We start from the raw sequence: 12884 nt of genomic DNA on the forward strand, positions 1-12884 counted from the left end.
CCAGGCATCGGTGGAGATCAAGAGATCGAGGGTGTCGATATGGAACGGGATGTCAAGAGATGTCGCGAGGGTGTCGCGGGGCGTGCGAGGCACCGGTGTGGTGTGCCTCACCTACCGATTGTTCGGTCGCGGGCGCATTTTGGCTACAGGCACCTTCACCCTGTGGACAAACGGTTCTCCACAGCCTGAGATAGAGGCAGGTCGTCCACTTCGGGGAGGCGCGGGCAGATGGCAGCTGAACAAATGGCCGGAACGGGTGAGGACCCCGGCCGCCCCGGACCTCCGGCGGCGCCGTCCCCGGCCGCGGCACCGCCGCCCGCACCGCCCGGCCCGGAGGCGGTCGCGCTCCCGCCCGCACGCCCCCTGGACGCCATCGACCGCGACATCCTGCGCATCCTCCAGACGGACGGCCGCGCCTCGATACGGTCGGTGGCCGAGCGGGTCCATGTCTCGCGCGCCAACGCCTACGCCCGGATCAACCGCCTGGTGGAGGACGGCGTGATCCGGGGTTTCGGGGCGCGGGTGGACCACGAGCGGGCCGGGCAGGGCGCGTCGGCGTACATCACGCTCAAGATCGTGCAGAACTCCTGGCGCACCGTGCGCGAGCAGCTCCAGGCGCTGCCGGGGGCCACACACATCGCGCTGGTCAGCGGGGATTTCGATGTCCTGCTGCTGGTGCACACGCCCGACAACCGGGCGCTGCGCGAGCTGGTCCTCACCCGGATCCAGTCGATCCCCGAGGTGCTCTCGACCCGCACGCTGCTGGTCTTCGAGGAGACGGACCTCGGCCCCCGCCCGGACCACCCGGCGGAGCTGGCCTGACCATCCGGCCGGGCCCACCCGCCGGGCGCGGGCTCAGCGGTGCTGGTCGCCGGTCGCCCGCATCCCCTCGAAGGCGAGCTGGACCACGGTGTCCGCGAGCTGCTCCTCGCCCGGGAAGCCGCCCGGCTGCGGCCGGTACCACTCGACCAGCGAGTTGACCATGCCGAAGAGCAGCCGGGTGGCCAGGCGTATGTCCACATCGGCGCGGAGATCGCCCTCGGCCACGGCGGCCTTCATCAGCTCCGCCACCCGGTGGTCGAACTCGCGCCGCCGCTCCAGCGCCCAGCGCTCGGTCTTCGTGTTGCCGCGCACCCGCAGCAGCAGCGTGACGTACGGGACCTCCGCCATCAGCACCTCGACGGTCCGGCGCGTGACGTACTCGACCCGCTCGATCGCGCGCCCGCGCTGCGCCCCCGGCTCGTCGAGGACCGCGAAGAGCCCGTCGAGCGCCCGGCTCACGGCCCGGCGCAGCAGCTCCTCCTTGCCCGCCACATGGTGGTAGATGGAGGACTTGGAGATGCCCGCCGCCTTGGAGAGGTGCTCCATGGAGGTGCCGTCGTAACCGCGCTCGTTGAAGACACGGACGGCGACGGTGAGCAGACTCTCCGGGGTGTACGTGTCCCGCTTGGCCGTGGTCATGTCCGCGATCCTCCCCCATGAGGGACCGGCCCCGCACAGGCGGGGACCGACGAAGTTGTCCACAGGTTCCCCGAGGGCCCCTTGTCCCGACCGATCGTTCGGTTACTCTGACTCCGTCCGTACGTCCCTGCCCGGCTCGATGAGGAGTTGGTCCGCCATGGCCGCCGCGCTCACCCCCCAGCAGCTGTCCGAGACCCACCGGCCCACGCTCGACCAGGCCCTCGAAACGATCGGTACGCGCGCGTACTGGTCGCCGCACCCCGAGCACCCGAAGGCGTACGGCGAGGGCGGCGCGCCGGGCAGCCTGGGCGCGGCCGAGGGCAAGGCCGCGTTCGACGCGGTGCTGAACACCCGGTTCGACCTGGACCAGCCGGGCACCGACGGCTGGACGGGCGGGGAGGTCTCGCCGTACGGGCCCGAGCTCGGCGTGGAGTATCCGCACGCCGACATCGACGTCCTGCTCCCGGCCATGAAGTCCGGCACGGCCGCCTGGCGGGCGGCGGGCCCCGAGACCCGGGCCCTGGTCTGTCTGGAGGTCCTGTCGCGGATCAGCGCCCGTACCCACGAGCTGGCCCACGCGGTCATGCACACCAGCGGCCAGGCCTTCATGATGGCGTTCCAGGCGGGCGGCCCGCACGCGCAGGACCGCGGTCTGGAGGCCGTCGCGTACGCCTACCAGGAGCAGACCCGCACCCCCGGGAGCGCCGACTGGTCCAAGCCCCAGGGCAAGCGCGACCCGCTGAAGCTGACGAAGACGTTCACCACGTCCGGGCGCGGGATCGCGCTGGTCATCGGCTGCAACACCTTCCCCACGTGGAACGGCTACCCGGGCCTGTTCGCCTCGCTCGCCACCGGCAACCCGGTGCTGGTGAAGCCGCACCCGAGGGCCGTGCTGCCGCTCGCGCTGACCGTCCGGATCGCCCGTGAGGTGCTGGCCGAGGCGGGCTTCGACCCCAACCTGGTCGCGCTCGCCGCCGAGCGCCCCGGCGAGGGCATCGCCAAGAGCCTCGCGGTCCGCCCCGAGATCCGCATCATCGACTACACGGGCTCCACCGCCTTCGGCGACTGGCTGGAGGCCAACGCCCGCCAGGCGCAGGTCTACACGGAGAAGGCCGGCGTCAACACGATCGTCGTCGACTCCACCGACGACTACCGTGGCCTGCTCGCCAACGTGGCGTTCTCGCTCTCCCTCTACAGCGGCCAGATGTGCACCACCCCGCAGAACCTGCTGATCCCCCGCGACGGCATCACCACGGACGCCGGACCCAAGTCGTACGACGAGGTGGTCTCCGACATCGCGGCGGCCGTCAACGGCCTCCTGGGCGACGACGCCCGCGCGGCGGCCCTGCTCGGCGCCCTGGTCAACCCGGACGTCAAGGCCCGGGTCGAGGCCGCCGGTGAGCTGGGCGAGGTGGCGCTCCCCTCCCGTGCGGTCGCCAACGCCGAGTTCCCCGACGCCGTCGTCCGTACGCCGGTCGTCGTCAAGCTCGACGGGACGAAGACCGACGAGGACGCGGCGTACCTCTCGGAGTGCTTCGGCCCGGTCTCCTTCGCCGTGGCGGTCGAGTCGACGGACGCGGCCCTGGAGCTGCTGCGCCGCACGATCCGTGAGAAGGGCGCCATGACCGTCGGCGCCTACACCACCTCCCCCGAGGTGGAGCGGGCGATCGAGGACGTCTGCCTGGACGAGTCGGCCCAGCTCTCGCTGAACCTGACCGGCGGGGTCTACGTCAACCAGACGGCCGCCTTCTCCGACTTCCACGGCTCCGGCGGCAACCCGGCGGCCAACGCGGCCCTGTGCGACGCGGCCTTCGTCGCCAACCGCTTCCGCGTGGTGGAGGTCCGCCGCCAGGCGTAGGCGTCCTACCGGCGGGGGTCGGGGATGTCGGCGTAGCGCTGCACCCAGGCGTGCATCGCGATGGCCGCCGCGGCCCCCGCGTTGATGGAGCGGGTCGATCCGAACTGGGCGATCGAGCACACCATCGAGGCATGCTCGCGCGCCTCCTCGGTCAGCCCCGGCCCCTCCTGCCCGAACAGCAGCACACAGCGGCGCGGCAGCTCGGTCCGCTCCAGCGGTACGGCGCCGGGGAGGTTGTCGATCCCGATGATCGGCAGCTCCTCGGCCGCCGCCCAGGCGGTCAGGTCCGCCGTGTCCGGGTGGTGGCGCACATGCTGGTAGCGGTCGGTGACCATGGCGCCGCGCCGGTTCCAGCGCCGCCGGCCCACGATGTGGATCTCCTTGGCCATAAAGGCGTTGGCGGTCCGGACGACGGAGCCGATGTTGAAGTCGTGGCCCCAGTTCTCCACGGCCACATGGAAGTCGTGGCGCCGCAGGTCCAGGTCCGCGACGATCGCCTCGCGCGTCCAGTAGCGGTAGGCGTCTCCGACGTTGCGCCGGTCGCCGTGGGCCAGCAGCTCGGGGTCGTACCGCTCGCCCTCGGGCCACGGCAGCGGGTGCGGGCCGACGCCGATCTCCTGGCCGTAGCCGTCGTCGTACTGAAGGGGCTCTGGGGTACCGCCGGTGCTGCCGGGCTCGCTGCTCACCCGACGAGCGTATGGCCCCCGCCGGTGCCGTGCGGCGGGGCCTCCCCCGTACCGCCGCGTTCCTTCCCCGTGCCGCCGCGGTGCTCGGGTGCCGAGCGGGCGGCGGGCACCTCCGGCGGGCCGCCCTCGGGGGAGCGCGACCGTCCCGGCAGCAGTCCGAGCAACCGCTCCCGGCCCAGCGTGGCCCGGCGGCCCAGCCAGAGCAGGAAGACCGTCGGCAGGAACACCGCGTCCGCCGCGATCATCGCCATCGAGAAGAACGGCAGCCCCAGCAGCAGGGCGATCCCCGCGTGCTCACCGATCATCATGACCAGCAGGACGTTCTTGAGCCGCCGGTTGAACAGGGTGAACGGGAACGCCACCTGGACGATGACCGTCGCGTACGTCAGCACCATCACCACGAGCCCGCTGGAGGCGAGCACGTCCGACAGGGCGGGCCACGGGGTGAAGTAGTCGAGCTTGAGCGGGTAGTAGAGCGCGGTGCCGTCCTGCCAGCGCGAGCCCTGGATCTTGTACCAGCCGGCGGTCGCGTAGATCAGGCAGACCTCGATCATGATCACGACGAGCGCCGCGTTGTGCACGAGGTTGGCCAGCACGTCGAGCAGGGAGCGGAGCGGTCCCCGGGGCGCGTGCCGGTCCACGTACCACCAGGCCGCGGCGGAGAGCCAGAGCAGCCAGAGCAGCACCCGCAGCCACCAGGTCCCGCCGAGCCCGTCCATCACGGTGGCGACGATCAGGACCGGGCCCAGCAGCGCCCAGAGGACCGGGCCCACGGCGTCCCGCCGGGGCGGCAGCCCCACGGCGGCCCGCTCGGCCTTCCGGGCCGCGCGCCGGGCGTCCAGCGACCAGACCTGGGCGCACCGCGTCAGCACGAGGTAGATCGCCATCAGGTGGATGACGTTGTCGCCGCCGTCGCCCATGAAGACGCTGCGGTTCTGTACGGAGAGCACGCCGACCATGAAGAGGACCGACATCGTCCGGGTGCGCCACCCCAGCAGCAGGGCGGCGGCGGAGAGCACGGTGAGCGCGTAGACCGCCTCGAACCAGAGCGCGTTGTCCGTCCAGAGCAGGACGGAGAAGGCCTCGTTGCCCGCCGTGAGCTGCCGGGCAAGGTCCCAGTGCCACGGGCTGTCGGGGCCGTACAGCTCGTGGCGGTGCGGCACCTCGCGCAGCAGGAAGAAGAGGTACGTGGCGGCGAACCCGATCCGGATGACGGCGCTCTGGTACGGGCCGAGGGCCGACGCGGTGATGCGCTGGAGGCCTCGGGCGAGCGCGGCTCCGGCGGCCCCGACCCGGTCCTGCCGCGGGCCGGGGCGCGGGGCGTGCGCCGGGGTGTAGGCCGGGGCCTGGCCCGGGGCGCTGTGTGCCGGGGCCTCGTGGGCCGGGGCAGGCCGGTCCGGGTGCGGTGGGGTGGGCGGGGTGGCGGTCACTTCTCCCCCTCCTCGCCGCGCGCCGCGTCACGCGGTGCGGGCAGATCGTCGGGGGTCACGTCCCACCAGGGCAGGACGCGGTAGCTCGGCGGGGTGCCGGCCTTCTCGCCGGACCACGGGGGCGGGGCGACCAGGCTGGAGGCCGACCTCAGCTGGATGCGTTCGACCGTACCGCCCAGATCGCGACCGTCGAGCCGCAGCATCGCGATGCGCCGGATGTAGCGCTCGGAGAGTTCGCCGCGCAGCCCGTTGGGCTTGTCCTGCTCGTCGTGCGAGTTCAGGTAGAAGTCCCAGCCCCGGCGCAGCTCGTTCTGGTGCACATGGCTGGGGAGGAGGCTGCCGCGTATCGCGTCGCCGTCCTCGCGGCTGAGGCTGATCCAGTCGGTGGTGCGGCGTCCGTCGGCCCCGGCCACCTCGGCGCGGACGTGGACGGCGATGTTCTGCTGCAGCGGGTTGGGGGCGAAGAGCTTCCAGTTCTGTTCGAACTCCGGGTAGATCCAGTCGTCGACCGTCTTCCCGTGCTGCTTGGTCACCGTGTTGGACGGGGCCACGTGCAGGAAGACCATCGCCACGTGTGCGCAGGCCAGGAGCCCGATGAGGGCCAGGGCCAGGGCGGCGACGAGCTGGTGGCCGAACGGGAGGCCGGCTATGCCGGGGACGGCCCCGGGGGGCTCGGGGGCCGGCGGCGGAGCGTCCGGTTCCGCGGAGGGGTGGCTCGCCGCCTGGGGCCGGACGTCCTCGTGCACGCTCCCGGACACCCCGCTGCCGGAGCCTCCGTCGTGGTCCGCACCCATCCCGCCCCGCTCACCATCGATCACCGCTCGGTCATCCACAGGGTTGACACCCTACGGGCCTCCGACCGACCATTGAAGCCAGTGAACCGAACGATCGGTCGGTAGGGAGCCCGGGATGGCGGCAGTGACTGCGGACCAGAAGACGCAGAGCACCTCAGGCACGGCGAAGGCGGCAGGGACGGAGGCGGGTCCGGGCACCGCCCCGGAGGCGGCCGACGCGGCGCTCCTCGCCGCCTTCGACGCGGCGGTGGCCGCCGACGACCGCATCGAGCCGCGCGACTGGATGCCCGAGGCCTATCGGGCCACGCTGGTCCGCCAGATGGCCCAGCACGCCCACTCGGAAATCATCGGGATGCAGCCCGAGGCCAACTGGATCACCCGCGCGCCCTCGCTGCGCCGCAAGGCGATCCTGATGGCCAAGGTCCAGGACGAGGCAGGGCACGGCCTGTATCTCTACAGCGCGGCCGAGACGCTCGGCACCAGCCGCGAGGAGCTGCTGGACAAGCTCCACGCGGGCCGCCAGCGCTATTCATCGATCTTCAACTACCCCACCCTGACCTGGGCCGACGTCGGCGCGATCGGCTGGCTGGTGGACGGCGCGGCCATCACCAACCAGGTGCCGCTCTGCCGCTGCTCCTACGGCCCCTACGCCCGCGCGATGGTCCGCATCTGCAAGGAGGAGTCCTTCCACCAGCGCCAGGGGTACGAGCTGCTCCTCGCCCTCAGCCGGGGCACCGAGGCCCAGCACGCGATGGCCCAGGACGCGGTGGACCGCTGGTGGTGGCCGTCCCTGATGATGTTCGGTCCGCCCGACGACGCCTCGTCGCACTCCGCGCAGTCGATGGCCTGGAAGATCAAGCGGCACTCCAACGACGAGCTGCGCCAGCGCTTCGTGGACATCTGCGTGCCCCAGGCCGAGGCGCTGGGCCTCACCCTGCCGGACCCCGACATCCGGTGGAACGAGGTGCGCGGACAGCACGACTTCGGCGCGATCGACTGGACGGAGTTCCAGCAGGTCCTGAAGGGCGACGGCCCGTGCAACGAGCAGCGGATCACCCAGCGGCGCAGGGCCCACGAGGAGGGCGCCTGGGTCCGGGACGCGGCCGCCGCGTACGCCGCCAAGCACACCACCCCCTCCGCCCGGACGGCACAGCCCGCACAGCCCGCACAGCCCGTGGAGGAGACGGCATGAGCAGCTCGACCGACTGGCCGCTGTGGGAGGTGTTCGTGCGCTCACGGCGCGGGCTCTCCCACACCCACGCGGGCAGCCTCCACGCCCCCGACGCCGAGATGGCCCTGCGCAACGCGCGCGATCTCTACACCCGCCGCTCCGAGGGCGTCTCGATCTGGGTCGTCCCGTCCACGGAGATCACCGCCTCCTCGCCCGACGAGAAGGACTCCTTCTTCGAGCCGGCCGCGGACAAGCCCTACCGCCACCCGACCTTCTACGAGATCCCGGACGGGGTGAAGCACCTGTGAGCGCCGCCCTCGCCCTCGGCGACGACGCGCTGGTGCTCTCGCACCGGCTGGGGGAGTGGGCCGGTCACGCCCCCGTCCTGGAGGAGGAGGTGGCCCTCGCCAACATCGCCCTGGACCTGCTGGGACAGGCGCGGGTGCTGCTCTCGCTCGTCGGTGACGAGGACGAGCTGGCCTACCTCCGCGAGGAGCGGGCCTTCCGCAACCTCCAGCTGGTCGAGCAGCCCAACGGCGACTTCGCCCACACCATCGCCCGCCAGCTCTACTTCTCCGTCTACCAGCACCTGCTGTACGAGCGGCTGGCCGCCGGGGACGGCCGGTTCGCGGAGCTGGCGGCGAAGGCCATCAAGGAGGTGGCCTACCACCGGGACCACGCCGAGCAGTGGGTCCTGCGGCTCGGGGACGGCACCGCCGAGAGCCATGGGCGGATGCAGGCCGGCCTGGAGGCGCTCTGGCGCTTCACCGGGGAGATGTTCCAGCCGATCGAGGGGCTCGACGCCGCCGGCACGACAGCCGCCGCGGCCGCCGCAGACGCTGCGGACGCCTCCGCCGCCTCGGCCACCACCGGGACTGCGGACGCCACGACCACCACCGAGGCCGCAGCCGCCATCGGGACCGCGGGCGCCGACGGCTCCGGCTCCGGTGTCGACTGGGCGGAGCTGGAGGGCGCCTGGCTCGCCTCCGTCACCGCCACCGTGGAGCGGGCCACGCTGACGCTCCCCACCGGCGCCCGGACCGGGGCGTGGGCGGCGGGCGCGGGCCGGCAGGGCCTGCACACCGAGCCGTTCGGCCGGATGCTCGCCGAGATGCAGCATCTGCACCGCAGCCACCCGGGGGCGTCATGGTGACCGACACCCCGCTGGAGGCGGAGCTGCGCTCCCTCGCCGGGTCCGTCCCCGACCCCGAGCTGCCGGTGCTGACCCTGGCCGAGCTGGGCGTCCTGCGGGGTGTGGACGTGGAGGGCCCGGGCCGGGTGACGGTCCGGCTCACCCCGACGTACACCGGCTGCCCGGCGATCGAGGCCATGTCCGCCGACATCGAGCGGGTGCTCCACGAGAACGGGGTGCCCGAGGTCACCGTGGTCACGGTGCTCGCACCGGCCTGGTCGACCGACGACATCAGCGCGGAGGGGCGCCGCAAGCTCGCCGAGTTCGGCATAGCGCCCCCGCGCGCCCACAGCGCCGACGGCGGCCCCGTGCCCCTGACGCTCTCCGTGCGCTGCCCGCACTGCGGCTCCACGGAGACGGAGCTGCTCAGCCGGTTCTCCTCCACGGCGTGCAAGGCCCTGCGCCGCTGCGTCGCCTGCCGCGAACCGTTCGACCACTTCAAGGAGTTGTAGATGTTCCATCCGCTCCGGGTCAGAGCGATCGAACGGATCACGGACGACGCGGTGGCCGTCACCTTCGCCGTGCCCGCCGAGCTGCGCGAGACCTTCCGCCACAAGCCGGGCCAGCATCTGAACGTGCGCTTCACCGTGGACGACACGGAGATCCGCCGCTCGTACTCGATCTGCGCACCGGCCACCGAGCAGCCCGCCGAGCCGGTGGTGCGGGTCGGCATCCGGGGGGTCGAGGGCGGGGCGTTCTCCACCTACGCCCTCAAGGAGCTGGCCGTCGGGGACCAGGTGGAGGCCATGCCTCCGATGGGCCGCTTCGTGCTGGAGCCGCGCCCGGGGCTCTTCGCGGCGGTGGTCGGCGGCAGCGGGATCACCCCGGTGCTGTCGATGGCGGCCACGCTCCTGGCCCGGGAGGAAAAGGCCCGGTTCTGTCTGATCCGCAGCGACCGCACGGCGGCCTCCACGATGTTCCTGGACGAGGTGGCCGACCTCAAGGACCGCTATCCGGACCGCTTCCAGCTGATCACGGCGCTCTCCCGGGAGGAGCAGTCGGCCGGGCTCCCCTCCGGCCGTCTGGACACCGAGCGGCTCGTCCAGCTGCTGCCCGCGGTGCTTCCGGTGGCAGAGGTCGACGGCTGGTTCCTGTGCGGGCCGCTCGGTCTCGTCCGGGGGGCGGAGAAGGCCCTGCGCACGCTGGAGGTCGACCGGACCCGGGTCCACCAGGAGATCTTCCACGTCGACGACGGCCCGTCGGACGTCACGGTGGTCAAGGTCGCCGCCCCCTCCGACGCCACGCTGACGGCCACCCTGCACGGCCGCTCCGGCAGTTGGCCCGTCCAGGACGCGGAGTCCCTGCTGGAGACGGTGCTGCGGAGCCGCTCGGACGCTCCTTACGCCTGCAAGGGCGGGGTGTGCGGCACCTGCCGGGCGTTCCTCGTCTCGGGCGAGGTCCGGATGGAGCGCAACTTCGCGCTGGAGCCGGAGGAGACGGACGCCGGATTCGTGCTGGCCTGCCAGGCGCATCCGCTCACCCCGGAGGTGGAGCTGGACTTCGACCGCTGACGCCCTCCCCTCCCGCAGAACCTGTTCCCTTCTCCTAGAACCTGTTCTATCTTGACGGCCCGTCAGGACTGCCAACGGGAGGCCGGGACAGTGGACTTCACCCTCACCGAGGAACAGCGGGCAGCCGTGGAGGCGGCCCGGGCGGTCTTCTCCGGGGTCGCGCCCGACGGCGTGCCCAGCCCCGCCCTGACCCCGGGCGCGGTCGCCGAGGACATCGACCGCCGGCTCTGGGGCGCGCTGGCGTCCTCGGACCTGCTCGGCCTCACGCTCCCCGAGGAGTACGGGGGCGCGGGGCTCGACCCGGTCGCGCTCTGCCTGGTCCTGCGCGAGTCGGCCAAGGTGCTGGCGAGGGTCCCGCTGCTGGAGAGCTGTGCGGTGGCGATGACGGTCGGGCGGTACGGGGAGCGCGCCCTCGCGGCGGAGCTGCTGCCCCGGGCCGTGCGCGGCGAGCTGGTCCTGACCGCCGCCGCCAACGGCCGCACCGGCCACGCCCCGGCCGAACGCGCGGTCACCGCACGGCCGGGGGGAGATGACCCAGCGGCCTCCGGCTGGGTGCTGGACGGTATGCAGTCGGCGGTCCCCTGGGCGCAGGCGGCCGACCGGATCGCCGTCCCCGCCCATACCGCCGACGGCCGGACGGTCCTGGCCCTCGTGGACCCCGGCCGAGCGGGCGTCACCCTGGCCGACCAGGTCTCCACCAACGGCGAACGGCTGGCGGAGGTGCGGCTCGACGGTGTTCGGGTCGAGACCCACGAGATGATCGACGCGGCCGGGGCCTGGGAGTGGCTGCGGTCCCTGCTCACCACGGGGACCTGCGCGCTGGCGCTCGGCCTGGGCGAGCGGGTGCTCGCGATGACCGCCGAATACACCGGCAAGCGCGAGCAGTTCGGGTTTCCCGTCGCCACCTTCCAGGCGGTGGCGGTGCAGGCCGCCGACCGGTACATCGACCTGCGGGCGATGGAGGTGACGCTCTGGCAGGCCGCCTGGCGGATCTCCACCGGCGCCGGGGGCCCGCTGCCTCCGGCGGGCGACATCGCCGTGGCGAAGATCTGGGCCTCCGACGGGGTGCGGCGCATCGTGCAGACCGCCCAGCATCTGCACGGCGGCTTCGGCGCGGACACCGACTACCCGCTGCACCGCTTCCACGCCTGGGCGAAGCAGATCGAACTCTCCCTCGGCCCGGCGGCGGCCCACGAAGCGGCGCTGGGCGACCTGCTGGCCGACCACCCGCTGTCCTGACACCACCCCCGGAGAACCGCCTCGGGCCGGACCAGGGCGGCCCGGATCGGGACGGGCCGGACCAGGGCTGGTCCGACCCGGAAGAGCTTCAGAGGACGAAGGCCGAGGCCCCGCTGTCCGTGACCATCGGGCGCCCGGCCCCGTCCCAGGCGAGCATGCCGCCGTCGATGTTGACGGCGTCGATCCCCTGCTGGACCAGGTACTGCGTGACCTGGGCGGACCGGCCGCCGACCCGGCACATCACATGGACGCGGCGGCCGTCCTCGGCGGCCTCGGTCAGCTCACCGAACCGGGCCACGAAGTCGCTCATCGGGATGTGGAGCGCGCCCTCGACGTGACCGGCCGCCCACTCGTCGTTCTCGCGCACGTCCAGGACGAGCCCGTCCGACGGCACCTGGGCGACGTCCACCGAGGGCAGCGGGGCGAAATTCATGGGTCATGCCTTCTCTCGTACGTACGCGGCCACGTCACCGGGAACGCTACTGCACCAGCTCCGACAGTTCGGCCTCCCGCCGGGACACCTCGCCCAGCAGCTGGTCCCCGATGTCCTCCAGCAGCTGGTCCGGGTCGTCCGGGGCCATCCGGAGCATCGAGCCGATCGCGCTCTCCTCCAGCTCCTTGGCGAGCACCGTCAGCAGCTCTTTGCGCCTGCTGAGCCACTCCAGCCGGGCGTACAGCTCCTCGCTCTCGCTCAGCGGCGGCAGCGGCTTCGCCGGGCCCGCGGCCCACTCCGCCGCCAGCTCCTTGAGCAGCTCCACGTCCCCGCGTCCGTAGGCGGCGTTCACGCGGGTGATGAACTCGTCCCGGCGTTCCCTCTCCGGCTCGTCCTGGGCCAGGTCGGGGTGGGCCTTGCGGGCCAGCTCCCGGTAGAGCCGGCGGGCCTCCTCGCTCGGCCTGACCCGCTTCGGCGGCCGGACCGGCTGCTCGGTGAGCATGGCGGAGGCCTCGGGGGAGAGCCCGTCGGAGTCCATCCAGTCGTGGAAGAGCTCGTCGACGCCGGGCATCGGCATGACGATGTCCCGCGCCTCCTTGGCCTTACGGAGATCCTCGGGGTCACCGGTCCTCGCGGCCCGCGCCTCGGCGATCTGCGCGTCCAGCTCGTCGAGGCGGGCGTACATCGGGCCGAGCTTCTGGTGGTGCAGCCGGGAGAAGTTCTCGACCTCCACCCGGAAGGTCTCCACCGCGATCTCGAACTCGATCAGCGCCTGCTCCGCGACCTGCACGGCCTTGGCCAGCCGCGCCTCGGGCCGCTCCCCGCCACCCTGCGGACCGCTGTCCGAGGAGTCCGAGGAATCCGAGAAGGCGGCGGAGGCGGAGGCGGCACCGGCCTCCCCGGCAGAGGCGTCCGGGGTTTCCGGCGCGGTCTGCGGCTCGGCGGGCCGGGCGTCGTCCGGCCGGTCGTCATCGTTCCGGGTGGGAGGCACCCCGGCGGCTTCGTGGGTCACCCGTCCAGCGTATGGCCCCCGCCGCCCGCCCCGTACCGCACGGCCCGGGCGGCCCCGAAGGGGCGAGGCCCCGGCTCCCCGGCTCCTCGCCCACCCC

The 12884-nt window shown here is 72.8% G+C and carries 14 protein-coding genes; 8 read left to right on the forward strand and 6 right to left on the reverse strand.

Features of this window, described 5'->3' with window-relative positions:
- Window positions 1-228: 228 nt before the first annotated feature.
- Entirely contained in the window at window positions 229-822 is a 594-nt protein-coding gene (locus ACQ9ZG_RS16350; RefSeq protein WP_499280738.1) for an Lrp/AsnC family transcriptional regulator, read from the forward strand.
- Window positions 823-855: 33 nt separating this feature from the next.
- Here ACQ9ZG_RS16350 and ACQ9ZG_RS16355 read toward each other — a convergent pair whose 3' ends face one another.
- The gene (locus ACQ9ZG_RS16355) at window positions 856-1461 is read right to left on the reverse strand and encodes a TetR/AcrR family transcriptional regulator (protein WP_028415845.1); all 606 of its coding nucleotides are present in this window, start codon (window positions 1459-1461) and stop codon (window positions 856-858) included.
- A gap of 157 nt (window positions 1462-1618) precedes the next feature.
- Between ACQ9ZG_RS16355 and paaN the strand changes: the two genes are divergently transcribed.
- Complete coding sequence (gene paaN, locus ACQ9ZG_RS16360; protein ID WP_109916908.1) at window positions 1619-3319, forward strand: phenylacetic acid degradation protein PaaN; 1701 nt, start codon at window positions 1619-1621, stop codon at window positions 3317-3319.
- Window positions 3320-3324: 5 nt separating this feature from the next.
- Here paaN and ACQ9ZG_RS16365 read toward each other — a convergent pair whose 3' ends face one another.
- The 3 genes from ACQ9ZG_RS16365 to ACQ9ZG_RS16375 are packed head-to-tail and all read right to left on the reverse strand — an operon-like array spanning window position 3325 to window position 6229.
- The gene (locus ACQ9ZG_RS16365) at window positions 3325-4005 is read right to left on the reverse strand and encodes a TrmH family RNA methyltransferase (RefSeq protein ID WP_109916909.1); all 681 of its coding nucleotides are present in this window, start codon (window positions 4003-4005) and stop codon (window positions 3325-3327) included.
- A complete protein-coding gene (locus tag ACQ9ZG_RS16370; RefSeq protein ID WP_499280739.1) occupies window positions 4002-5435 on the reverse strand; it encodes an HTTM domain-containing protein in 1434 nt (477 codons plus the stop codon). Before ACQ9ZG_RS16370 ends, ACQ9ZG_RS16365 begins: the two co-directional genes overlap by 4 nt.
- Window positions 5432-6229, reverse strand: a complete 798-nt coding sequence (locus ACQ9ZG_RS16375; RefSeq protein ID WP_109917262.1) for a DUF5819 family protein — start codon at window positions 6227-6229, stop codon at window positions 5432-5434. Before ACQ9ZG_RS16375 ends, ACQ9ZG_RS16370 begins: the two co-directional genes overlap by 4 nt.
- A 115-nt stretch (window positions 6230-6344) precedes the next feature.
- On the opposite strand from ACQ9ZG_RS16375, the gene paaA reads away from it, so the two are divergent.
- From paaA to ACQ9ZG_RS16405, 6 genes are all read left to right on the forward strand, one after another.
- Window positions 6345-7421: a 1,2-phenylacetyl-CoA epoxidase subunit PaaA gene (gene paaA / locus ACQ9ZG_RS16380; protein ID WP_109917261.1), complete on the forward strand. Its 1077-nt coding sequence runs from the start codon at window positions 6345-6347 to the stop codon at window positions 7419-7421.
- Complete coding sequence (gene paaB / locus ACQ9ZG_RS16385; protein WP_018489793.1) at window positions 7418-7708, forward strand: 1,2-phenylacetyl-CoA epoxidase subunit PaaB; 291 nt, start codon at window positions 7418-7420, stop codon at window positions 7706-7708. Before paaA ends, paaB begins: the two co-directional genes overlap by 4 nt.
- A complete protein-coding gene (gene paaC / locus ACQ9ZG_RS16390) occupies window positions 7705-8553 on the forward strand; it encodes a 1,2-phenylacetyl-CoA epoxidase subunit PaaC (RefSeq protein WP_499280741.1) in 849 nt (282 codons plus the stop codon). The genes paaB and paaC overlap by 4 nt, the downstream gene beginning before the upstream one ends.
- Window positions 8547-9044 carry a 1,2-phenylacetyl-CoA epoxidase subunit PaaD gene (paaD, locus tag ACQ9ZG_RS16395; RefSeq protein WP_018489795.1) on the forward strand — a complete coding sequence of 166 codons (498 nt, stop codon included), beginning with the start codon at window positions 8547-8549 and terminating at the stop codon, window positions 9042-9044. Before paaC ends, paaD begins: the two co-directional genes overlap by 7 nt.
- Window positions 9045-10103: a 2Fe-2S iron-sulfur cluster-binding protein gene (locus ACQ9ZG_RS16400; protein WP_109914055.1), complete on the forward strand. Its 1059-nt coding sequence runs from the start codon at window positions 9045-9047 to the stop codon at window positions 10101-10103.
- A 90-nt stretch (window positions 10104-10193) separates the two neighbouring features.
- Window positions 10194-11342 (forward strand): acyl-CoA dehydrogenase family protein, encoded by a 1149-nt coding sequence (locus ACQ9ZG_RS16405; RefSeq protein WP_499281608.1) that lies wholly within the window; start codon window positions 10194-10196, stop codon window positions 11340-11342.
- A gap of 88 nt (window positions 11343-11430) precedes the next feature.
- Here ACQ9ZG_RS16405 and ACQ9ZG_RS16410 read toward each other — a convergent pair whose 3' ends face one another.
- Window positions 11431-11775 (reverse strand): rhodanese-like domain-containing protein, encoded by a 345-nt coding sequence (locus tag ACQ9ZG_RS16410; protein WP_103418428.1) that lies wholly within the window; start codon window positions 11773-11775, stop codon window positions 11431-11433.
- A gap of 46 nt (window positions 11776-11821) precedes the next feature.
- Complete coding sequence (locus tag ACQ9ZG_RS16415; RefSeq protein WP_109916676.1) at window positions 11822-12787, reverse strand: J domain-containing protein; 966 nt, start codon at window positions 12785-12787, stop codon at window positions 11822-11824.
- Window positions 12788-12884 lie beyond the last annotated feature (97 nt).

This window comes from Streptomyces araujoniae (assembly GCF_050871195.1).
Classification (GTDB): domain Bacteria; phylum Actinomycetota; class Actinomycetes; order Streptomycetales; family Streptomycetaceae; genus Streptomyces; species Streptomyces bacillaris.

Coding starts and splice junctions, on each gene's coding strand:
- ACQ9ZG_RS16375 (WP_109917262.1), bottom strand. CDS start 6,229: ATGGGTGCGGACCACGACGGAGGCTCCGGCAGCGGGGTGTCCGGGAGC.
- ACQ9ZG_RS16400 (WP_109914055.1), top strand. CDS start 9,045: ATGTTCCATCCGCTCCGGGTCAGAGCGATCGAACGGATCACGGACGAC.
- ACQ9ZG_RS16355 (WP_028415845.1), bottom strand. CDS start 1,461: ATGACCACGGCCAAGCGGGACACGTACACCCCGGAGAGTCTGCTCACC.
- ACQ9ZG_RS16350 (WP_499280738.1), top strand. CDS start 229: ATGGCAGCTGAACAAATGGCCGGAACGGGTGAGGACCCCGGCCGCCCC.
- paaD (WP_018489795.1), top strand. CDS start 8,547: ATGGTGACCGACACCCCGCTGGAGGCGGAGCTGCGCTCCCTCGCCGGG.
- ACQ9ZG_RS16410 (WP_103418428.1), bottom strand. CDS start 11,775: ATGAATTTCGCCCCGCTGCCCTCGGTGGACGTCGCCCAGGTGCCGTCG.
- paaB (WP_018489793.1), top strand. CDS start 7,418: ATGAGCAGCTCGACCGACTGGCCGCTGTGGGAGGTGTTCGTGCGCTCA.
- paaA (WP_109917261.1), top strand. CDS start 6,345: ATGGCGGCAGTGACTGCGGACCAGAAGACGCAGAGCACCTCAGGCACG.
- paaN (WP_109916908.1), top strand. CDS start 1,619: ATGGCCGCCGCGCTCACCCCCCAGCAGCTGTCCGAGACCCACCGGCCC.